This window comes from Pseudomonas sp. IT-P218 (assembly GCF_949767605.1).
Classification (GTDB): Bacteria; Pseudomonadota; Gammaproteobacteria; order Pseudomonadales; family Pseudomonadaceae; genus Aquipseudomonas; species Aquipseudomonas putida_AE.
In genome coordinates this window covers 215,601-236,555 of sequence record NZ_CATKQQ010000033.1, presented here as the reverse complement: position 1 = coordinate 236,555, position 20,955 = coordinate 215,601, and the positions used below count along the sequence as shown (strand labels likewise).

Sequence of the window (20,955 nt, the reverse complement as noted above, 5' to 3'; positions counted from 1 at the left end):
TGCCAAGGTACGCTCTTTCTGTCGCCAACCATGGGCAGGCGTGGCTCACCGGGGCAAAAAAAGGTGGATCACTGTCGCCTAACAGGTTATTGTCTAGCGAACTAGATAATAGTGAGCTAGAGAATTGAATCAAAATACCGTAGGTCAGCAGCTTTCCTTTGCCCTTTATGGCGCGGCAAATCGGATGGTGCGGCTACACAAGCCTTTTCTTGAGCCCTTAGGCCTTACGTTCCCTCAGTACCTGGTAGTGCTGGAATTGCTAAATGGTGCTCCGCAACCAGTTGGTGTTCTCGGCGAGCGCCTGAGTATGGATACAGGAACGATTACTCCGCTTCTCAAGCGTCTCGAACTAGCGGGGCTTGTTACGCGTAAGCGGGATCTCAATGATGAGCGCCGCGTCCTCGTGGATCTCACATCTCAAGGGCGAGCACTGGAGACTGAAGTCCAGGCAATCACCGGCAAGATCAAGACTGCATGTCAGCTGAACGAGCAGAACGTAGTAGAACTTCGGCGCACCCTAGACGGCCTAGCCCACCAAGCAATCGAACACCCAGTCGCAACAGTGGAGGAACCATGAAAATCGGCATACTTGGCACAGGACATATCGGTAAGACTTTGGTTAGCAAATTGAGCCTTGCAGGTCACATCGTTAAGGTTGCGAACTCTCGTGGCCCAGAGACGATCGACAAAGCGTTGCTGACTACGGGCGCGGTAGCAGTAACCGCACAGGAAGCTGTAACGGATGTCGACGCAGTCATTTTGTCTGTTCCCCTCACAAGTATTCCTGATGTCGCTTCGCTACTTTCAGGTGTCCCAAGCCAGACGGTGGTGATCGATACCTCCAACTATTATCCTTTCCGCGACGGAAATATTGACGCGATTGAAGCTGGACAAGTGGAAAGCCTCTGGGTCGGCGAGCAATTGGGTCGCCCGATTGCAAAAGCTTGGAACGCGATTGGTTCTGCTTCGTTAGCCAGCAAGGGTAAACCTTCCGGAGATCCAGACCGTATTGCATTGCCGGTTGCTGCCGACAGAGACAGAGATCGTGAAGTGGCTAGAACCTTAGTCGAGGATACGGGCCTTGATTTTTATTATTCGGGGCCACTTGAGGACTCGTGGCGGCAGCAGCCTGGTGCTCCAGCTTACTGCACTGATCTCAAACTAAACGAGATAGCCGCTGCGCTCGCTGCGGCGGAAAAAGACAGGTTGCCGAAGCGTCGAGATCTGGGTGTCGCAGTGATGCAGGAGCGGCTTGGCGATGGAACGACCAATCCAGATGCAGAGTGGGGCGTACGATTGGTACGGGCTATTAATATGTAGGTTCCATTTGCGCGAAGCGCTGTGATGTCGATCTACGTAATGGTAGAAACATTTGCCACAGCGGACGTGTGCATCACAGCGTTTCATGTTCCGGAACATGCCCACCTTCCTTCTCGTCGTAACGCTTTGCGATGTTGTGGCTAAGGTCGGAGGCTGAAGGCTTTATGCGTCACCTTGGCCAAGATCGGTGGGATTGTGTTAGCGGGCGGTGAACTTCAGTGCCGTCAGTACGCGCGCTGGCATAAGCCGCATATGCCGGTTCTCTCAAAAAGATCATCGTTTTATAGACGCTTACCGTGAGCGAGCGGGAAAACGCTGGCTGGGCATTGGTAATCGGAAGCCAAATACGACCGCCCTTAAGGCATTTGGAGCCGCTCCGAAATGCTGAAATCGTCATCATTCGTCAATCGAAAAGTCCCGCTAGTTTGAGCAACGTGGTTCACATACATCGGAACCTTATTGCGCGGTTTTGGCGTCAAGCCTAGGCGCACACTCACAGCGAAAGTCCCGGCTTTACAGCGACCTAGATGCACCGATGGCAGTGCGGCGCTACCAAGCTAAGTCTGCTTGCCCTTCCCAACGGTCTTTTCTGATAGAGCGTCCCTACGTTCTTACGCAGTATCGACTGCTCTTGAACTCCATAAAATGATCATACCTTCGCCTCGAAGAAGGTCGAGGCCATTCAACCTGCGCTTTGTTTCGATCTGAATACCAGTCCTGTCCCGTTCAGCGTCTTTATCCCTAGAGGGCGCTTTGAAAGAATGCGAGTTATCAGTTGTATCAAATGACCGCCTGTGGATTGGCTTCATGAGCAGGCTGGCCGGATTATTCAGCGCAAACACTGACGTGTTTGACCTCCACCACCGAGGAAACGAACAATGGCCAAGGCCTCTGACCTATTCGTGCAAAGTCTGGAGAATGAAGGCGTGAAATACGTTTTCGGCATTCCAGGCGAAGAGAATCTCGACCTTTTAGAGTCCTTGCGAAAGTCGCCCATCAAGCTGGTGCTTACGCGTCACGAGCAGTCTGCGGGATTCATGGCTGCGACTTATGGCCGCCTGACCGGAAAAACGGGTGTTAGTCTTTCCACCTTAGGCCCCGGTGCTACGAATCTGGTGACCGCTGGAGCATATGCCTACCTAGGTGGTATGCCCATGCTGATGATTACTGGGCAAAAACCAATAAAAAAATCCAAGCAAGGTCGTTTCCAGATCATCGATGTGGTCGGCATGATGCAGCCGATTACGAAGTACACCCATCAGTTGGCATCCGCCGATAACATCCCGTCGCGTGTGCGCGAGGCATTTCGCCTGGCGGAAGAGGAGAAGCCAGGCGCTGTGCACCTGGAGCTCCCTGAGGATATTGCTGACGAGCAAACTGAAAGCACGCCTCTACCTCCAAGCTCCAGCCGTCGCCCACTGGCAGAGCACAAATCGATCTGTTCAGCGGTTGAAAAGCTCAAAGCTGCTCGTTCCCCGATCCTCGTCATCGGCGCCGGCGCGAACCGTAAAATGACTGCAAAAGTGTTGAGGCAGTTGATCGATAAAACAGGCATCCCTTTCGTGACTACGCAGATGGGCAAGGGGGTGGTGGATGAGCGCCACCCGCGCTTCCTAGGGAACGCCGCATTATCTTCAGGCGACTTCGTGCACCGCGCCGTCGAAGCCGCTGATCTAATAGTGAACATTGGCCACGATGTGATTGAGAAACCGCCTTTCTTCATGGTGCGGGGAGGGACTGAGGTCATTCACGTTAACTTCCGCTCTGCGGAGGTTGACCCAGTGTATTTCCCGCAGATTGAAGTTGTCGGGGACATTGCGAACGCTGTATGGCAGATCAGTGAAGCGCTAGATGACACTTCGCAATGGGACTTCACGCGGCTGATGGCCATCCGCGAAGCCAATGAAGCCCAGATTGCAGAAGGTGCTGATGATAATCGCTTCCCGATCTACCCGCAGCGGTTGGTCGCAGATATCCGAAGGGCGCTGCCTTCCGAAGGCATCGTTGCGCTCGATAACGGGATCTACAAGATCTGGTTTGCGCGAAACTACAAGGCGCACATGCCGAACACCGTGCTGCTCGATAATGCCTTGGCGACGATGTGCGCTGGCTTGCCATCGGCGATGGCGGCGCACTTGGTCTATCCCGACCGACCAGTGATTGCGGTCTGTGGCGACGGTGGCTTCATGATGAACAGCCAGGAGTTGGAGACTGCCGTTCGGATGAGGATGAACCTGACAGTGGTCATTCTTCGCGATGACGGTTACGGAATGATCCGTTGGAAGCAAGCCAACATGGGTTTCACCGACTTCGGGCTGGATTACGGCAATCCCGACTTTGTGCAGTATGCGGAAAGCTACGGAGCCATGGGGCATCGTGTTGAAAGCGCGGAAACGCTGCTTGCGCTGCTGAATTGGTGCCAGAAGAATCCTGGCGTGCATGTGATTGACTGCCCAGTTGACTATTCCGAAAACGATTCGATTTTAAATCACGAAATCAGAAAGCGTAGCGCCGCCGTGTAATGCTCCGCCAAGGGCACCATATTTGGTACCTCTGACGGCTTTTTTTGATTGGTATCAACTCTATACAAGTCTTGGCTCAAAACTGGTGTTTTTCCATGGATGAGCATGCACTAGCATCAACTTGTTAAGCATTTTCTGTGTTTTAACTTAACGCCACGATAATTATCTAAATTCAAATCGACGCGTTGTTTGGAGTCTGTTATGAAAATCGGAATACCTGCCGAGCGGCAGGCGCGCGAAAATCGCGTGGCGGTCACTCCGGAGTCTGTAAAAAAACTCATCACGCAAGGCCACACCGTAATAGTTGAAAAAGGCGCCGGCACTAAAGCAAGTTTTTTGGATGAATCTTATGAAGCGGCCGGAGCAATTTTAAAAGATGCAGCTGATGTTTATTCAGCTGATATTGTCTTGAAAGTGCAAGCGCCAATGGCTGAAGAGTTTGAACTCATCAAAGCTGAATCTGTAATTGTGGGGATGCTCGATCCATTCGACCACCTGACTGCTGCTCGCATCGCAGCAAGCGGCGCCACTGCGTTCTCACTCGAATTGGCGCCTCGTACCAGCCGAGCGCAAAGTCTCGATGTGCTGTCGTCGCAAAGCAACATTGCTGGGTACAAGGCGATGATGATCGCGAGCAACCTATATCAGCGCTTCGTGCCAATGCTGATGACAGCTGCCGGTACTGTGAAAGCTGCGCGCGTATTGGTGTTGGGTGCTGGTGTGGCTGGACTGCAAGCAATTGCGACAGCCAAGCGTTTGGGTGCCGTGGTTGAGGCTTCGGACGTGCGGCCTGCGGTCAAGGAGCAGATCGAGTCACTGGGTGCAAAATTCTTGGATGTGCCTTTTGAGACAGATGAGGAGCGAGAGGCCGCGGAGGGGAAGGGTGGCTACGCTCGCCCCATGCCGGCGACTTGGGTCAAGCGCCAGGCGGAACTGGTTCATACCAGGGCGGCTCAGGCAGACATTGTTATAACCATTGCGCTCATTCCTGGGCGACCAGCACCCACACTGTTGTCGGTAGATACCATCAAAGCTATGAAGCCTGGATCGATCGTAGTTGATCTTGCCGCAGGCCGAGGCGCTGAACATGAGGGTCGTAGAGGCGGTAACTGCCCACTCACCTGTGAGCATGAAGTGGTAGAGCATTTTGGAGTGAAACTGGTCGGATTTTCAAACTTGGCATCCATGGTTGCAACCGACGCCTCGTCACTGTACGCACGAAATCTGTTGGAGTTCATTAAGTTGATTACCAACTCTGGCGGTCAACTTGAAATCAATCTTGAAGACGACATCGTCAGCGCTACCTTGCTGTGCCAGTCTGGTCAGTTAACGAAAAAAGTTTAATTAGGGTGAGCCTATGTTGAGTCATGTGGTTATAAATCTGATTGTTTTCGTGTTGGCGATTTATGTGGGTTACCACGTCGTCTGGAATGTAACGCCCGCATTGCACACCCCATTGATGGCCGTAACCAATGCCATCTCTGCGATTGTAATCATTGGAGCAATGCTTGCTACGGCGCTTACTACTGATCCATTGGCTCGATACTTTGGCGGATTTGCGGTGTTTCTGGCTGCAGTCAATCTATTTGGCGGATTCTTGGTGACTCGCCGAATGCTAAGCATGTTTAAAAAGAAAGCTAAGCCAGACGCTGGCAAGGCGGGAGTCTGATCATGAGTCTCAATGTCGTTGCGTTGCTCTACCTAATAGCGTCGGTACTTTTCATCCAAGCTCTGAAAGGCTTGTCATCACCAAGGTCTGCTCGTCTGGGCAACCTGTTCGGTATGTCCGGAATGCTGATCGCAATTCTGACTACTCTTGCCGTAATCCTTGAACATCCGAGGTCTGAAAGCTCATTGGAAGGGCTGGTCACCTTGTTCGTCGCTTTACTGCTCGGTGCTTTGGTGGGGACTTATCTCTCGATTAAGGTCGAGATGACGAAAATGCCTGAGCTCGTAGCTGCCATGCATTCCCTGATTGGCCTTTCTGCGGTTTGCATTGCCTTTGCAGTGGTGCGGCAACCACAAGTGTTCGGACTCCTGGATGAGCTCGCGCTTATTCCTATAGCGAACCGAGTGGAACTGGCGCTAGGTACCGCAGTAGGTGCGATAACATTCACTGGTTCCGTAATCGCATTCGGCAAGCTGTCCGGGCGCTTGAAGCTGCGTATTTTCCAAGGCGCGGCCATTAGATTTGCGGGCCAACATCATCTGAATTTGGCAATTGCTGTGGCGCTGGTAGCCAACGGGGCAGTTTTCGTAATTGATCAGTCCTGGACGCCATTTCTAATCATGACCGCATTGGCATTAGTGTTCGGCGTGATGCTGCTGATACCGATTGGCGGGGCAGACATGCCCGTGATCGTTTCGATGCTGAATTCCTACTCAGGATGGGCCGCCGCAGGGATTGGTTTCTCACTGAACAATTCGATGCTTATCATCGCCGGGTCACTGGTTGGCGCATCAGGGGCCATACTCTCTTACATCATGTGCAAGGCTATGAACCGCTCTTTCAGCAGCGTTCTTCTAGGCGGTTTTGGTGCTACCGCAGATGCTGGATTGACCGGGCAAAGCGAGTCGCGTCCAGTGCGCTCGGGTTCCGCGGATGATGCTTCGTTCATGTTGGCGAATGCTGAATCAGTTCTGATCGTACCGGGCTATGGTTTGGCCGTGGCACGCGCCCAGCATGCTCTAAAGGAACTCAGTGATAAGCTCCAAGCTCGTGGTGTGGATGTCCGCTACGCCATTCATCCTGTAGCGGGTCGGATGCCTGGCCATATGAATGTGCTACTGGCTGAGGCTGAAGTCCCGTATGACATCGTTCATGAGATGGAGGAGATCAACAATGACTTCGCCCAGACCGACGTCGTCCTCGTCCTGGGGGCCAACGACGTAGTTAATCCTGCAGCCAAGAACAACCCGGCTTCGCCAATTGCAGGGATGCCAATCCTTGAAGCCTACAAAGCCCGCACGGTGATCGTTAACAAGCGGTCGATGGCAGCGGGGTACGCAGGACTCGACAATGAGCTGTTCTATCTGGACAAGACAATGATGGTTTTTGGTGATGCGAAGAAGGTGATCGAGGAGATGGTACGTTCCGTCGATCAATGATCAGGAAAAGGCTCAGCCAGCGGTGGGCCTTTTTTGACCCTATCAGTGACGATGGTGAACTAGGTTGAGTGGAGCGGAAGGAAGGGCTCCCTGAGCCAGTGCACGAAGATATGAGCTGACGTGGATAGATGCGATTGGCCGTGATGGAACATCGCGGCGAACCTCGGTTTTAGCTTCAGCGGATGTCAAATTTCGACCAACGCTCCGCTTGCCAGATATTGATCCAATGCAATCCTTTGCGTCTGCGATATCCCGTCTGTGATTCCGCACTGAACATGGCTGGTCGACTCGTCCACCGTCAACATCACCGGCGCTTTAACATCATACGCCTTCTATTTTCCCTTCAGCATGAAGTGCCAGCCTAGCGGTTGCTTGCCTCCCCCCCCAATTTGCGAACCCTTGTCCAGCTTTAGGTGCGACACCTCATTGTTGTTGCGCTAGAAGGGAGTGGCTGTGGTTCGCACATTTTGACGCAGCCATGTGGACTCGGTGAGCTGAAAAAACTCCAGAGCCGCTTTGTTACGGCCTGAATCGAGTCAATAATTCGCGTTCAAGGGGTTTGCTTTCACGGCGAAAACCGCGCATTCGACATCTATATCTAACGCCGCTACCCAGAAAAATGGTTGGGCACCTGCAGACGTTACGCGCAGCAGGCAGTAATTCGACGGCATCAAAAAGAATGTGCGATTACCGAGGCATAGCTCGACCCATGCCCTCTACTACGGGCCTGCTCATGACTATTCGCTGAATGAGCTGAGTGAGTTTGTTAGAGAGGGAAGAGCAGGCCCTTAGCCCGTCCGACTGAGCGACTACTATTTCGAATGGCTGCGGGAGGTGAACAAAGCGGTTGCGCCGAAGCAGTAGTTGCTTCGCCGACTTCTCAGCTGTCGGAGGTGGAACGGAAATCCAAGCAGTTTGAGGTTCTGCCTGAGGGAAATTCGTAGGCCTCAAGGCCGGTAATAGATGTTGCATCCCGTTATCCCAAGCTTCCGCTTCGAGGGCCCAGGATTTTTTCTTCTGGCTTCGATAGCTATTCAAGCTCACAAGAGGCTGCAATCAGCAGCCTCTAACGGACAGATCAGTTGAACAGCGGAAGTACCGACTCGCCGAGTTCCTCGATGGTCTCCTTCACAGGACGGGTCGACACGCGCATGTTTAAGGCAACATGCGAAACGCCTTGATCACGCTGACGCTTCCACAGCTCGATCAGTGCCTTTCGGCCACCGTAGATACCATGTCGCACTTGCAGCGGAGCGTCTGGATCGCGATCGAGTTCGAAGAAGGTACCGTAGCCGTAAGGCTTGAAGACCTGGGGGCCGCAAGATGCTCGCCAGCTTTCGATAACGGTGGGTAAAAGTTCTATGTTGCTCTGATGCCAGATCCAGCCATCCATGTTTTCCGCGAGCCAAGAGATGTCTTGGCCGCAGCGCCCTACAGCCACGGTTTTCAGCCTAGCCTGTTTTGCCTTCGGTACTAGGTCGAGCGAGCCATCCAGCGTGCCGTAGAACTTGGACTGATGAACCGGGAATGATTGGTTTGCGGCAGCAGTGATGAGTGTATGAGCATCCCTGAAGCGTTCGGAACGGTTCTCGAATTCAGCGCCGAATGCGGGATATTCAGAAGGTCGATCGCCAGTAGACAACCCAAGAATAAAACGTCCCCTGGTTAGTTGATCAACCGACAGCGCCTGCTTGGCGACTGCTAGAGGGTCACGGAGAGGAAGCACGATACCTGCGGTACCGATCGCAATATATCGCGTCGCCGCGGCAAGCCAACCGGCATATACCATTGGGTCGTAGATCTGGCCCACATCTCCAAAGGCGGGATCCCGGAACGGTACATCCCTCAGCCATAGCGCCGCAAACCCGAGATCATCTGCAAGTGTCGCCAAGGCGGTATGGTTTCGCATCGTCGGGGTATCGCTATTTGGGTAGCCTTCGAGGGGCGTCAACAAACCAAAGGTTAGCTCACCTGGCTTGAATACCTTGTCGAACACACTAGCTGCCGACGTGGCCGTGGAATTTCGATAGTCAGACATGGATTACCTCTTGAATATAATTCAGCGCAAAGCAACCACAGAAATTGAGGTGAGCAGCCAGAATGCAGAGAAAAATCTGAGATTGAGCGTGGGAAGTTGCTCGGGAAACGGGCGGCAGTCACCCGGCAAAGTCGGTGTGAAACTGCTTTATCATGTGCGGAATTTTATCAAGCTGAACGCATTGGAAATATAAGCATCGGCTTCATAGACTGGTTCCAGCAAAGTACCAATCAGCCGAGAACAGAGTGAGGCGTGCAACACGCCTCTGAGAAATTTCAGTTTACTTCTTCTGGGTGTTCAAGCCGCGGAATAACTCAGCCACCCATTCTACGAACACCCTTACATTAGGTGATAAATTTCGACGATCAGGGAACAGGATAGATACTTGTTTGGGCTCTGTATGTAGATCCTTGAGGACTTCTACCAACGCACCAGAATCAATGTATTCCTGCACTGCAGGTCGGAGCCCTTGGAGCACACCAATGCCAGCCAGTCCGCAGTGCAGGAAGGAACCTGCATTGTCTACAGCTACCGCGCTTTTCATTTTGATGTCAACCAACTCGCCGTCGACTCGGAATCTCCACGGCATAATTTGCCGCCGATGTCCGACAATGAAGTTTACTGCCACGTGATTGCGCAGATCTTCAATGGTTGCAGGCGAGCCTCGCTGGGCGATGTATTTTGGAGCAGCACAATTCACCAGTTCGACTTGGCCAATCGGCTTGGCGATCATGCTGGAATCGTCCAGTACTCCTAAACGAATCGCACAATCTATTCCTGAGGCTATGAGATCGTTTTGATGGTCAGATGTACCGATGAACAACTCAAGGCCAGGGTAGCGCTCAAGGAATTCGGGCAGTTTTGGAATAATGATGGCATTTGCCACCACTGTGGGCATATCAACACGCAGCTTGCCTTTGGGTGGTCGATTAGGCGAGAACCATTCCAGCACATCTGAGATGTCTGTTAGCAGCTGAACGCTACGGTCGTAAAACAACTCGCCATCAGGCGTCACATTTACTCTTCGAGTAGTGCGATGCAGCAACTGAACACCCAGATCTTTTTCAAGGTTCTGAATGGTTTTCGATAACGCGGGACGATGAAGCCGCATGGATTCTGCAGCCTTGGTGTAGCTGCCATGATCGACCACTGCCACGAACATCTCCATGGCTTCTAGCATATTCATTCTTGAAGCCTGTCATTGTTCATAGTTGGATCCTGCCACGAGTACCCGCAAAGGATAGCCCACCATTGATCCCGAAACCGGTTAGCCACGGCAGCATAATTGGAGCGCGCTACCTGTAGTGATCAATCGCCTGACTATAAAACATCTTGCTTACCAGCATGCGTACTGCTGTGGAAACAGTTTGTTAATCATAGTCTTACCAATGCTACCTACCGACTATCGCTAAAGTCTTCACGAATAGGGTCATGCTGCTGATCGAATAAAATGAATAATCTCATGAATTATTCAATTAGTGATGCGTAGCCCACGCTTGTAGCATTTCCTCATCCCTTGAAGCGGCTAGCCCGCTCAACTGAGTGCATGAGGAGAACGCTGTGAGCCAAACAACAATAAAACAGCCGATGGAAGGTGTCCGAGTGCTAGACATCGCGACATTCGTCGCTGCGCCATTTTGCGGAACGATACTTGCCGACTTCGGTGCCGAGGTGATCAAAATTGAGCAGCCGAACGGCGGCGACACGCTGCGGAAATTTGGCACTCCGACTGAGTGCGGGGATACGCTTGTGTGGCTTAGTGAAGCCCGCAATAAGCAGTCGATGACGCTGGATTTGCGCACCCCTGAAGGAGCTGAGTTGTTCAGGGCGCTTGTGGCCGAGTCTGATGTCGTCCTGGAAAACTTCCGCCCAGGTACGCTTGAGAAGTGGGGGCTCGGCTTTGAAGCCCTACGTGAAATTAACCCTAAGCTTGTGATGCTCCGCGTCAGTGCCTATGGCCAGACCGGGCCCAAGCGAGGTGAGCCAGGGTTTGCACGAATCGCACATGCCTTTGGTGGGCTCTCTTTTCTTGCAGGCGAGCCCGACGGGCCACCAGTTGTACCGGGTTCAACATCCCTTGCTGATTACATTTCTGGCATGTGGGGCGCGATTGGCGTGCTGTTGGCAATGCGTTCGGTTGCCGCCGGCGGCGTTGGCCAGTTCATCGATATCGGACTGTATGAATCGGTGTTTCGCTTGCTGGATGAAATCGCCCCTGCCTACGCCAAGTTCGGACTTGTCCGGGAGCGCATGGGGCCCGATACCGTCAACGTCGTGCCTCATAGCCATTATGAGACCAGTGACAACCGCTGGATTGCACTTGCCTGCAGCAACGATCGGATGTTCCAGCGGCTGGCCGTGACCATGGAGCAGCCTGAATTAGCTGAGCTCTACCCCACGAGTCCAGATCGAGTTGCCGCTAGGGCTAAGATCAATGCTCTCGTTTCTTTATGGGTCTCCCAGCACACTCAGGAAGAGCTTTTGAAGGTTTGTGCAGAGGGTCAGGTACCGGCAGGGCCCCTGTACTCGATCGAGGAAATCTTCCAAGACCCCCAATACGCCGAGCGTAAAAACCTCATTCGAATCCAGGATCCCCGTGTTGGTGAATTGGTACTGCCAAGTGCCATCCCGCGCCTGTCCGAAACCCCGGCGACGTTCAAACACGCAGGCCCCGCTCTGGGTAGCAGTACCGACGAAATTCTTCGCCGAGTTCTCTCCCTCACGGCCGCAGACATCGCGTCACTGCGTGCCAACCAAACCATCTGATTACTAACGTTACGAGGCAGCCAGAATGAAAAATTACAAAATGTACATCGGCGGCGAATGGGTCGAATCGTTATCGGGGGAGTCGTTCGAGACCAAGAATCCTTTCACCGGTGAGGCTTGGGCGACGCTGCCTCGTGGCAATGCGGACGACGCAAACCGCGCCGTTGCGGCGGCTCAACGTGCGTTCGAGGACGGTGAGTGGGCGAGCATGACCGCCAGCCAGCGGGGGCAGCTGTTGCGGCGCCTAGGCGATCTGATCGCCGATAACGTTGATGTGCTTGCGAAGACCGAAGTTGCTGACAACGGCAAGCTGCTCGCGGAAATGCGCGGTCAGGTCAACTATCTGCCCCAGTATTTCTACTATTTCGGCGGCTTGGCAGACAAAGTCGAAGGCGGGGTACTTCCGATCGACAAGAAAGACACGTTCACCTTCACCCGCTATGAACCACTCGGTGTGTGCGTCGCCATTACAGCCTGGAACTCGCCGCTGCTGCTGGCGGTGAACAAACTGGCTCCAGGGTTGGCGGCGGGTAACACCTTCGTTCTGAAGCCTTCTGAGTTTACCTCGGCGTCGGCGCTTGAGTTCGCCAAACTTGTCGAAAAAGCAGGTTTCCCTGCTGGTGTCGTCAACGTCGTAACGGGCTTTGGCCTGGAAGTTGGCGAACCATTGGTCAACCATCCCGACGTACAGAAGATTGCCTTCACGGGTAGCGAGATGGGCGGGCAAAAAATCTACGAGGCGGCAGCCAGGAACCTGAAAAAGGTGACCTTGGAGCTGGGAGGTAAATCTCCAAACATCGTCTTCGATGATGCCAATCTCGATAACGCCGTAAAGGGCGTTGTTGGTGGGATCATGGCGGCGACCGGCCAGACTTGCGTGGCAGGCTCCCGTCTTCTGGTTCAGGAATCGATTCACGATGAGTTCGTCGACAAACTTCTGGCCTTCGCTAGTACCGCAAAAATGGGCGATCCGATGCTGTCCACCACCCAGGTCGGCCCGGTAACTACTCCACAGCAGTATCAGAAAATCCTCGATTACATCGCTATCGCTAAGGACGAGGGGGCAATCTGTCGCTTGGGTGGTAAGGCTTCGACTGCACCCGAGTGCGGCAATGGTCTGTTCGTTGAACCCACCATTTTCACTGGCGTACACAACAAGATGCGCATTGCCCAAGAAGAGGTGTTTGGCCCTGTCTTGTCCATCATCCCTTTCAAGGACGAGGCGGATGCTATTCGCATCGCGAACGACAGCCTATACGGCTTGGCTGCGGGTGTCTGGACTCAAAGCATGCGCCGTGGGCTGCTGATGTCCGAGAAACTTCAAGCCGGGATGGTGTGGGTAAACATGTATCGCGCTGTGAGCTACATGGCGCCGTTTGGTGGCTACAAGCGGTCGGGCGTTGGCCATGAGAACGGACAGGATGCGATCTACGCGTACCTGAAAACCAAGAGCGTCTGGTTCAGTACTGCGCTGCATACCCCAGACCCATTCGTTCTTGGCTGATTGAACCTGCCGATCTCAAGCTTTGCGCACAAAAAGGATAAAAGCGATGCACCAGCCATTTCCTATGCCAGGCAACTTCTTTGACGATTTCGCGGTGGGTAATACCTACCGCCACTGGCCAGGTCGAACCATCACTGAAGCTGACAACATCCAGTTCAGCCTGTTGACGATGAATCGCCATCCGATGCATTGCGACAGCAACTTCGCAGCGTCCAGTGAATTCAAGAAGCCGCTGATCAACAGCGGCCTCACCGTTGCGATTGTATTGGGCATGACGGTGGATGAAATCAGCCTCAATGCGATCGCGAATTTGGGGTGGAAGGACATTGAACTGAAGGCACCGGTCTTTCCAGGTGACACGCTTTACGCTCGATCGGAGGTCACTGAGGTTAGAGCTAGCCGCTCACGACCAGGGCAAGGAATCATTACTTCGAGAACCGAAGCCTTTAATCAGCATGACGTTGTGTGTCTTGTTTTCACTCGTTCGTGCCTGGTTCCGACTCGTGAGTTCGCCGAGACAGCGAGGAGTGACCAATGAATTACGATTTGCTCAAAGGAACCCGAGTGATTGAAAGCTCGGCTTTCATCGCGGCACCTCTCTGTGGGATGACACTCGCGCAACTTGGTGCAGATGTCATCCGAGTCGACCTGATCGGAGGCGGCATTGACTACAACCGTCTCCCGTTGTCCGACGATGGCCGAAGTATCTACTGGACAAGCCTGAATAAGGCGAAGCGCTCAGTCGCAATTGATCTTCGGTCAGGGGAGGGGCGTGAGCTCATCCAGAATCTGGTCTGTGCTCCGGGTGAGCAGTCAGGTGTGTTATTAACCAATATTGGTGTGGATTGGCTTAGTCATGAGGTGCTCCGCGCGCGGCGCGCCGACCTGATCAGTTGCACGATCGAAGGTAACTTCGATGGGAGCACGGCGGTCGACTACACCGTCAATTGTGCAACTGGATATCCGGTGATCACTGGAAATGGCTCCGAAGATCGTCCCGTCAATCACACGCTTCCGGCGTGGGACGTGATTTGTGCGAACCAGGCCGCTACCGCGGTGATAGCCGCCTTGGGGCGACGGTACCGTGAGCGCGTTGGTGCAGAGATCCGCCTCGCACTCTCCGACAGCGCATTCTCCACTCTTTCTCACCTCGGCATGCTGACTGAGGCGGAGCTGCTGGAGCCTGAGCGTACGTCGCTGGGGAATTACCTGTACGGCGCCTTCGGAAAGGACTTCGCAACGTCCGATGGCCGTCGCGTGATGGTGGTGGCCATCTCTAGCAAGCAGTGGACATCGTTGATCAAGGCGTGCGGTTTAGAAGACATCATCGGTGGCCTCCAGCAGACCCTTGGATTTGACTTCCGCCAGGAGAAAGACCGCTTTGAGGGTCGCGAGATCATCGCACCGTTGATTGCCCGGTGGTGTTCGGCGCGCACGCTTGCGCAGATTGAGCAGCATTTCAAATCTCACGGGGTCACTTACGGCCCTTACCGCACCGTCCGCCAGCTACTCGAAGAGGACAATCGCGTCTCTCTAGAGAACCCGCTGTTCGAATACATCGAGACTGAAGGAGTTGGCCAACACCTGTCCTGCGGCACACCCCTACGTTTCTTTGGCCAGCAGCGCGGTCATGTACAAAGCGCTCCTGTCGTGGGGCAGCACACCGATGAAGTGCTCGCCGACGTCCTTGGGTTCGACTCCCATCAAATTGCCAGGCTGCACGACGCCAAGGTGGTCGCGGGCCCGTAAAAAGCAACATCGACTCAACTCATCGACAAAAATAATAGTGAGTGTGCTTCATGAGTAGTTTGTTCATCTGCCTGGCCTCGCTAGGCTTCCTGATGTATGTCGCCTACAGGGGATTTAGCGTCATCCTGTTTGCGCCAATAGCGGCCTTGGGTGCAGTGCTACTCACCGATCCATCGATGGTCGCGCCAGCATACAGCGGCATTTTCATGGACAAGATGGTTTCACTGCTGAAACTGTATTTCCCCGTGTTCATGCTTGGCGCGGTCTTCGGAAAGCTCATCGAGGTTTCGGGGTTCGCGAGATCGATCGTATCTGCAATCTCACGGGTCTTTGGCAGCAGCTACTCCATAACCTGCATCGTCGCTGTCGGAGGCGTGCTGACCTACGGAGGTGTATCGCTCTTCGTTGTAGTGTTCGCTATCTACCCGTTTGCTGCAGAGCTCTTTCGGCAGAACGACATTCCAAAGCGACTGATCCCCGCGACCATCGCCTTAGGTGCCTTCACATTCACAATGGATTCACTTCCTGGGTCTCCTCAGATCCAGAACATCATTCCTACGAGCTTCTTCGGCACCGACAGTTACGCAGCTCCTGTGCTGGGAATCGTAGGTTCGATCTTCGTGGCTGGGTGTGGGTTGATCTATCTGGAGTGGCGCCGACGTACGTTGATGGCTGCCGGGGAGGGCTATGGTACCGGACACACAAACGAGCCATCTCACGTGCACGACCAGAAGCTAGTCAACCCATGGATCGCAATTCTTCCACTCCTTATTGTTGGGATTGGAAACAAGCTCATTCTTGAATTGATCTTGTTCAGCTACGGTGCGGGTAACCAGGTACTGGTGACGTTCCGGCCTGACTATCCTGGCGTACCTCAAGAAGTCACCAAGATGGCTGCCATTTGGGCAGTAGAGGGGGCGCTCACGCTGGGCATCCTCGCCACGGTAGTGCTAGCGTTCTCAAGAATCAAATACGTGTTTACAGAGTCCACCAAGATTGCAGTTTCAGGGTCGCTGCTGGCCGGATTGAACACTGCTTCTGAGTATGGATTCGGAGCAGTTATCGCTGCGTTGCCTGGATTCAAAATGGTGGCGGATTCCCTCGCGCATATAGAGAACCCTCTGATCAATCTCGCGATGAGCGTCAATATTCTCGCAGGCATTACGGGGTCATCGTCGGGTGGTTTGAGCCTGACGCTGGGAGCGCTGGGCGATCAGTTCATAGCGATGGCTCATCAATACGGAATTCCCGCAGAAGTGATGCACCGGGTCGCATCCATCAGCGCGGGAGGCATGGATACGCTCCCTCATAACGGCGCAATTATCACGCTCATGGCCGTTACGGGCCTAACGCATCGCCAATCGTATGGGGACATCTTCGTTCTAACGATTTTCAAAACCCTAGCCGCGTTTGTCGTTATCGCATTCTTCTATCTGACTGGCTTCGTTTAAGCACTCAACACAACTACAAGAGATGGGTATCTTTATGAGCAACTCACATTATGACTACATCATCATCGGTGCAGGCTCATCAGGGTGTGTCCTGGCCAATAGACTGACAGCCGATCCCTCCAAGCGCGTGCTCCTCCTTGAGGCCGGGCCTGCGGACAACCTGCTGTGGATCAAGATTCCTGCTGGCATGACGCGGCTGTTTTCCAACAACAAGGTGAACTGGCGCTATCAGGGCGCTGCTGAACCAGGCCTCAATAACCGAGTGCTGTATTGCCCTCGCGGCAAGACGTTGGGTGGCTCCAGCTCTATCAATGGTCTGGTCTACATGCGTGGCAACCCGAAGGATTATGATGATTGGCGAGACGAGGGGAACAGTGGGTGGGGATGGGACGATGTCCTTCCTTACTACAAAAAAAGCGAAAAACAACTGCGTGGTGAAGACGCTTTCCACGGTGCGGATGGTGAGTTAGCAATCGCAGACGTGGTAAATCCTCATCAGGCTTCTCAACTGTTCATCAAGGCAGCTCAAAACGCTGGTATTGCGTTCAACCCCGACTTCAACGGCGCTCGCCAGGAGGGGGTCGGTTACCCACAGATGACCATGCAAAACGGAGTGCGGCAGTCAGCCGCGACCGCGTTCCTCGACCCGATTAAGCAGAGACCGAATCTTGAGATCCTGGTCAACGCCCACGTTGAAAAGATCTTGTTTGAAAGTAACCGTGCAATCGGCGTCAGCTACGCCATCAAAGGTAAGCCCGGGAAGCGTACTGCCATGGCTAGCGAGATCATTCTCAGCGGCGGCACAATTGCGTCCCCGCAGCTTCTGATGTTGTCTGGCGTAGGGCCGAAGGAGCATCTGCAAGAACACGGAATTGCGGTCGTAAAGGATCTTCCGGGCGTCGGCGAGAACCTTCACGACCATGCATATGTGCACTTTCTGAATCAGGTATCACCGGAAATGTCCATCAACCACCAGATCCAAGGCTGGCGGCTGATTCCGCATGTTCTGCAATACGTAGGCGTGCGAAAAGGGTTGCTCACCTCTGCAGCAGCCCAGGTCGTTTCGTTTACCAAGTCCGATCCATCGTTCGAGTATCCAGACATCCAGATCCAGTTCCGTCCATTCAGCATCGTCGTGACTGAGGACGGCCGGATCGTCCCAGAGAAGATCCCAGTGGTCACAGCCTCGTGCAGCCAGGTTCGCCCTAAGTCCCGTGGACGGTTGCGCCTGAACTCTGCAAGTGCCTACGACGACCCGAACATCCTGATGAACTACCTCACACATGAGGATGACTGCAAGGCAATGATTACCGGGATCCGCTGGATGCGAAAAATCTATTCATCGCAACCATTGGCGGACAAGGTTGTGAAGGAAACGATGCCCGGCCGACAGCTGCAAACCGATGAGGAATTGCTTGGCTACATCCGCAAGTTCGGCCAATCGATGTATCACCCCGTGGGTACTTGCCGAATGGGAAGCGACAAGATGGCGGTGGTCGATAGCCGTTTGCGTGTTCATGGGATCCAGGGGCTAAGGGTCGTGGATGCGTCGATCATGCCCAGCATCACGTCAGGCAATACCAACGCTCCGGCAATTATGATCGGGGAAAAAGCTGCGGACATGATCATCGAGGATGCGTGCACCTTGGCTATTACGGGTTACACGCCACCTACCAAATCGGCAGTGGTCTGAGGAGAATACCAATGGACTATTCAGCCTGGGCTGGCCGTACTCAAACGCGCCATGACTCAATCAGTCCCGAACTGGTTACCCGAATCGCAGGTACGTTGAGCGAGCATGCTCCAGCAGCAGGAGAGCCATTGCCGTTGCTTTGGCATTGGGCATTTTTCCAAGAAGCTGTACCAGTAGAGTTAATCGGTGAGGATGGCCACCCCGTAACTGGAGATTTTTTGCCCGAAGTGGGCAGTCGCGCCCGCATGTGGGCGGGTGGGCGGCTGGTGTTTAACAAACCTCTGAAAGTGGGTGTTCCCGCCGAGCGGATCTCTACAATTGAAAGGATTCAAGAGAAAGAGGGGCGCTCTGGCTCACTGTTGTTTGTGACGGTGAAGCACAGCATCTATCAGCTTAACGAGCTGATGCTCACGGAGGAGCAGGACATCGTTTACCGCGACCCTAACCCTTATAAGGCTGCGCCTGGTAAACCCGCACCCGAAGCGGAATGGGGTGAACAGGTAGATATCGATCCGGTAACCCTCTTCCGATACTCGGCAGTCACTTTCAATGGCCACCGGATCCACTACGACTGGCGTTATGTGACCGAGACAGAGGGTTATCCAGGTCTGGTGGTGCATGGGCCACTGACCGCAACCCTCGTTCTTCGCACTTTCACCAAGGCTAAGCCTGACGCTGTTGTACGCAGCTTCGCGTTTAAAGGCGTGCAACCGATTATCTCAGACCTGACGGTCGAGATAGGCGGGCTTGTGGAGTCTCCTGGTGTCGCTCATGTATGGGCAGCCACAAGCAACGGCATCAGCCAGACCGGCCAAGTAACGTTTGAATAACTAGCCATTTATTCTGGAGTTAACTTCATGGATCAGCTTGACCGTGCTATTCAAATTGTCAGGTCTGCATTATTCGTTCCTGGGGATCGGCCGGAACGATTTGCCAAAGCCTTGGCCGCCGGTGCCGACCGAGTGATCATCGACTTTGAAGACGCTGTCGAGGAAAGCGCAAAGCCGGGGGCCCGCGATTCGCTTCAGGCATTCCTTCAGAAAAATCCGGAGGCGAGGGTGTGGGTGAGGATCAACAGTACGGGCCATGATCAATACCAGGCTGACGTCGATTTCTGCAATCGCGAACCAGGCGTCGCGGGGATCATGTTACCGAAGGCGGAAGATCCCGCGCTGGTGATGCAGCTGTCTGAGTGCGGCAAGCCGCTCTGGTTGATCATTGAAACGGCCACGGGAGCCGCAACCTTGTCACTCCTCGCAGCGACGCCTGGCGTAGAGCGCCTGTGTTTTGGCTCGATCGACATGGCCGTGGATTTAGCTTTGGAGGAGGGCACCCAGGGCGGCCAACACATGCTCAATACGCTTCGCGCAGGCGTCATTTTGCACTCGAAGCTGAATAGGTTGGCGCCGCCGCTGGATGGTGTCTACCCTGCGATTGCTGATGTGTCCGGTTTGGCAGAGTCTGTGAAGAACTCACAAGGCATGGGATTCGGCGGAGTGCTTTGTATCCACCCGTCCCAGATATCCGTCATTCATGAAAGCCTTGCCCCTTCGGCAAATGAGGTGGACTGGGCACGACGCGTCCGTGAGGCCGCGGATAGTCAGCCAGGCGCGTTCAAACTTGACGGTCGAATGATCGATGCGCCCGTGCTGGCGAGAGCAGAGCGGATACTTTCTCTTGCCAGTTTCACCTGAACTCGACTTGCAGTTTGGCAACCGTAGCATTTGACTATGCTACGGTTTTTGCGTCTTGGTACCAAGTTCTACCTAAGTCGAGTATGGCTGAATACGATTACGCGTTGAGTGGGGGACGCCGATAAGCAACCGCACCAACTGCGCAAGCTTGGCTGCTGCAGGAGATAGTGCCCGTCCCTTCAGCGTAATGATCGCCACCTGTCGGGTCATCTTGGGTTGAACAATGAGCATCTGGCTTGTTTCGGGAAGCGGGTAGTCAGGCAGCACAACCGAAGGAAGCACCGCGGCTCCTAGTCCCGCGCTCGCCATGGAAATTAAAGTCTGTGCCTGATTGAACTCATAGCGGGTCGTGAGTGTAAGGTTGGACGCCTTTGCAGTGTCTTCGATCAGCATCCGCAGTGCGGTGGCTTGGTTTAGCAATAACAGAGGTAGTTTGGCCAACTCCTCCATCGTGATCGTCTCTCCCGCGTCGGGCAGAAGCTTCTTGGGAACTAATGCATAGAGATCTTCGGTGAGGACAGGCTCGAAATTGAAATCCTGAGCATCACTCATAGGGCCAATGCCGAAGTCTACTTCACCCTTGCGAATGCTTTCGTGCATGTCGCCAGAAGTGAGTTCCCTTACGAAAACCTCGATCGCAGGGTAATCGTGATCAAACGCAGACAGAATTTTCGCTAGGCGAGTGGCGGCCACCGTGGTGGAGCACGCGAGGAATATTCTGCCGCTCTGTAGGTCAGCCGACTCCTGAATCTTGCGCAAACCTAACTCAATCTCATGGATTGCCCGGCGTGCGCTATCCAAGAGCTGTTCCCCTTCACGGGTCAAGCTCACATGACGTGTCGTGCGGTGAAACAGTGAGAGCCCAAGCTGTGCCTCCAACAGCTTGATCTGACTGGTGACTGCCGACTGCGATTTATGAGTTAAATCAGCAGCCTGTCGAAAGCTTCCATGCTCAGCTACAAGCAAGAATGCCTGCAGGAGTTTGAGATTTACGTTCGGTAATGCGCGCGGTTCAGTCGAAAGGGACATGACATTTACCATTTGATCGAAAAATCTTAATAATTCCGATGATAATTGAATTGGATGGATTTCGCACCCAGCTTTATGCTT

Annotated in this window: 17 protein-coding genes; 14 read left to right on the top strand and 3 right to left on the bottom strand. The window is 53.8% G+C overall.

Annotated features, from left to right (window positions below; all coding sequences use genetic code 11):
• The first annotated feature begins 184 nt into the window (after positions 1-184).
• The 6 genes from ACM6I6_RS18700 (at position 185) to ACM6I6_RS18675 (ending at position 6,950) form a co-directional block, all read left to right on the top strand.
• Entirely contained in the window at positions 185-577 is a 393-nt protein-coding gene (locus ACM6I6_RS18700) for a MarR family winged helix-turn-helix transcriptional regulator (protein WP_414920597.1), read from the top strand.
• Entirely contained in the window at positions 574-1,320 is a 747-nt protein-coding gene (locus tag ACM6I6_RS18695) for an NADPH-dependent F420 reductase (RefSeq protein ID WP_414920469.1), read from the top strand. The genes ACM6I6_RS18700 and ACM6I6_RS18695 overlap by 4 nt, the downstream gene beginning before the upstream one ends.
• Before the next feature lie 878 nt (positions 1,321-2,198).
• Positions 2,199-3,842: an acetolactate synthase large subunit gene (locus ACM6I6_RS18690; RefSeq protein WP_414920468.1), complete on the top strand. Its 1,644-nt coding sequence runs from the start codon at positions 2,199-2,201 to the stop codon at positions 3,840-3,842.
• 201 nt (positions 3,843-4,043) lie between these two features.
• A complete protein-coding gene (locus tag ACM6I6_RS18685; RefSeq protein WP_414920467.1) occupies positions 4,044-5,186 on the top strand; it encodes a Re/Si-specific NAD(P)(+) transhydrogenase subunit alpha in 1,143 nt (380 codons plus the stop codon).
• A gap of 13 nt (positions 5,187-5,199) precedes the next feature.
• The gene (locus ACM6I6_RS18680; RefSeq protein ID WP_186566921.1) at positions 5,200-5,511 is read left to right on the top strand and encodes an NAD(P) transhydrogenase subunit alpha; all 312 of its coding nucleotides are present in this window, start codon (positions 5,200-5,202) and stop codon (positions 5,509-5,511) included.
• A gap of 2 nt (positions 5,512-5,513) precedes the next feature.
• A complete protein-coding gene (locus tag ACM6I6_RS18675) occupies positions 5,514-6,950 on the top strand; it encodes an NAD(P)(+) transhydrogenase (Re/Si-specific) subunit beta (RefSeq protein ID WP_414920466.1) in 1,437 nt (478 codons plus the stop codon).
• Between the two features lie 1,078 nt (positions 6,951-8,028).
• On the opposite strand, the gene ACM6I6_RS18670 is transcribed toward ACM6I6_RS18675, so the two are convergent.
• Both ACM6I6_RS18670 and ACM6I6_RS18665 read right to left on the bottom strand, forming a co-directional pair.
• A complete protein-coding gene (locus tag ACM6I6_RS18670) occupies positions 8,029-8,988 on the bottom strand; it encodes an LLM class oxidoreductase (protein ID WP_414920465.1) in 960 nt (319 codons plus the stop codon).
• 280 nt (positions 8,989-9,268) lie between these two features.
• Positions 9,269-10,174 carry a LysR family transcriptional regulator gene (locus ACM6I6_RS18665; RefSeq protein WP_414920464.1) on the bottom strand — a complete coding sequence of 302 codons (906 nt, stop codon included), beginning with the start codon at positions 10,172-10,174 and terminating at the stop codon, positions 9,269-9,271.
• Between the two features lie 374 nt (positions 10,175-10,548).
• On the opposite strand from ACM6I6_RS18665, the gene ACM6I6_RS18660 reads away from it, so the two are divergent.
• From ACM6I6_RS18660 to ACM6I6_RS18625, 8 genes are read left to right on the top strand one after another with little or no spacing between them, the layout of a single operon-like run.
• Entirely contained in the window at positions 10,549-11,754 is a 1,206-nt protein-coding gene (locus tag ACM6I6_RS18660) for a CaiB/BaiF CoA transferase family protein (RefSeq protein ID WP_414920463.1), read from the top strand.
• A 25-nt stretch (positions 11,755-11,779) separates the two neighbouring features.
• A complete protein-coding gene (locus ACM6I6_RS18655) occupies positions 11,780-13,258 on the top strand; it encodes an aldehyde dehydrogenase (RefSeq protein ID WP_414920462.1) in 1,479 nt (492 codons plus the stop codon).
• A gap of 46 nt (positions 13,259-13,304) precedes the next feature.
• Positions 13,305-13,796, top strand: a complete 492-nt coding sequence (locus tag ACM6I6_RS18650; protein ID WP_414920461.1) for a MaoC family dehydratase — start codon at positions 13,305-13,307, stop codon at positions 13,794-13,796.
• Positions 13,793-15,007: a CoA transferase gene (locus tag ACM6I6_RS18645; RefSeq protein WP_414920460.1), complete on the top strand. Its 1,215-nt coding sequence runs from the start codon at positions 13,793-13,795 to the stop codon at positions 15,005-15,007. The genes ACM6I6_RS18650 and ACM6I6_RS18645 overlap by 4 nt, the downstream gene beginning before the upstream one ends.
• A gap of 50 nt (positions 15,008-15,057) precedes the next feature.
• Positions 15,058-16,458: a GntP family permease gene (locus tag ACM6I6_RS18640; RefSeq protein ID WP_414920459.1), complete on the top strand. Its 1,401-nt coding sequence runs from the start codon at positions 15,058-15,060 to the stop codon at positions 16,456-16,458.
• Positions 16,459-16,492: 34 nt separating this feature from the next.
• Complete coding sequence (locus tag ACM6I6_RS18635) at positions 16,493-18,151, top strand: GMC family oxidoreductase (RefSeq protein WP_414920458.1); 1,659 nt, start codon at positions 16,493-16,495, stop codon at positions 18,149-18,151.
• An 11-nt stretch (positions 18,152-18,162) separates the two neighbouring features.
• On the top strand, positions 18,163-18,981 hold the full coding sequence (locus ACM6I6_RS18630; protein ID WP_414920457.1) for a MaoC family dehydratase N-terminal domain-containing protein: 819 nt from the start codon (positions 18,163-18,165) through the stop codon (positions 18,979-18,981).
• 27 nt (positions 18,982-19,008) lie between these two features.
• Positions 19,009-19,845 (top strand): HpcH/HpaI aldolase/citrate lyase family protein, encoded by an 837-nt coding sequence (locus tag ACM6I6_RS18625; protein ID WP_414920456.1) that lies wholly within the window; start codon positions 19,009-19,011, stop codon positions 19,843-19,845.
• Positions 19,846-19,917: 72 nt separating this feature from the next.
• Here the strand turns inward: ACM6I6_RS18625 and ACM6I6_RS18620 are convergent, their stop codons facing one another.
• Positions 19,918-20,874 carry a LysR family transcriptional regulator gene (locus ACM6I6_RS18620; protein WP_414920455.1) on the bottom strand — a complete coding sequence of 319 codons (957 nt, stop codon included), beginning with the start codon at positions 20,872-20,874 and terminating at the stop codon, positions 19,918-19,920.
• Positions 20,875-20,955 lie beyond the last annotated feature (81 nt).

Coding starts and splice junctions, on each gene's coding strand:
- ACM6I6_RS18670 (WP_414920465.1), bottom strand. CDS start 8,988: ATGTCTGACTATCGAAATTCCACGGCCACGTCGGCAGCTAGTGTGTTC.
- ACM6I6_RS18650 (WP_414920461.1), top strand. CDS start 13,305: ATGCACCAGCCATTTCCTATGCCAGGCAACTTCTTTGACGATTTCGCG.
- ACM6I6_RS18665 (WP_414920464.1), bottom strand. CDS start 10,174: ATGAATATGCTAGAAGCCATGGAGATGTTCGTGGCAGTGGTCGATCAT.
- ACM6I6_RS18625 (WP_414920456.1), top strand. CDS start 19,009: ATGGATCAGCTTGACCGTGCTATTCAAATTGTCAGGTCTGCATTATTC.
- ACM6I6_RS18690 (WP_414920468.1), top strand. CDS start 2,199: ATGGCCAAGGCCTCTGACCTATTCGTGCAAAGTCTGGAGAATGAAGGC.
- ACM6I6_RS18630 (WP_414920457.1), top strand. CDS start 18,163: ATGGACTATTCAGCCTGGGCTGGCCGTACTCAAACGCGCCATGACTCA.
- ACM6I6_RS18680 (WP_186566921.1), top strand. CDS start 5,200: ATGTTGAGTCATGTGGTTATAAATCTGATTGTTTTCGTGTTGGCGATT.
- ACM6I6_RS18620 (WP_414920455.1), bottom strand. CDS start 20,874: ATGTCCCTTTCGACTGAACCGCGCGCATTACCGAACGTAAATCTCAAA.
- ACM6I6_RS18645 (WP_414920460.1), top strand. CDS start 13,793: ATGAATTACGATTTGCTCAAAGGAACCCGAGTGATTGAAAGCTCGGCT.
- ACM6I6_RS18695 (WP_414920469.1), top strand. CDS start 574: ATGAAAATCGGCATACTTGGCACAGGACATATCGGTAAGACTTTGGTT.
- ACM6I6_RS18700 (WP_414920597.1), top strand. CDS start 185: ATGGTGCGGCTACACAAGCCTTTTCTTGAGCCCTTAGGCCTTACGTTC.
- ACM6I6_RS18655 (WP_414920462.1), top strand. CDS start 11,780: ATGAAAAATTACAAAATGTACATCGGCGGCGAATGGGTCGAATCGTTA.
- ACM6I6_RS18675 (WP_414920466.1), top strand. CDS start 5,514: ATGAGTCTCAATGTCGTTGCGTTGCTCTACCTAATAGCGTCGGTACTT.
- ACM6I6_RS18685 (WP_414920467.1), top strand. CDS start 4,044: ATGAAAATCGGAATACCTGCCGAGCGGCAGGCGCGCGAAAATCGCGTG.
- ACM6I6_RS18640 (WP_414920459.1), top strand. CDS start 15,058: ATGAGTAGTTTGTTCATCTGCCTGGCCTCGCTAGGCTTCCTGATGTAT.
- ACM6I6_RS18635 (WP_414920458.1), top strand. CDS start 16,493: ATGAGCAACTCACATTATGACTACATCATCATCGGTGCAGGCTCATCA.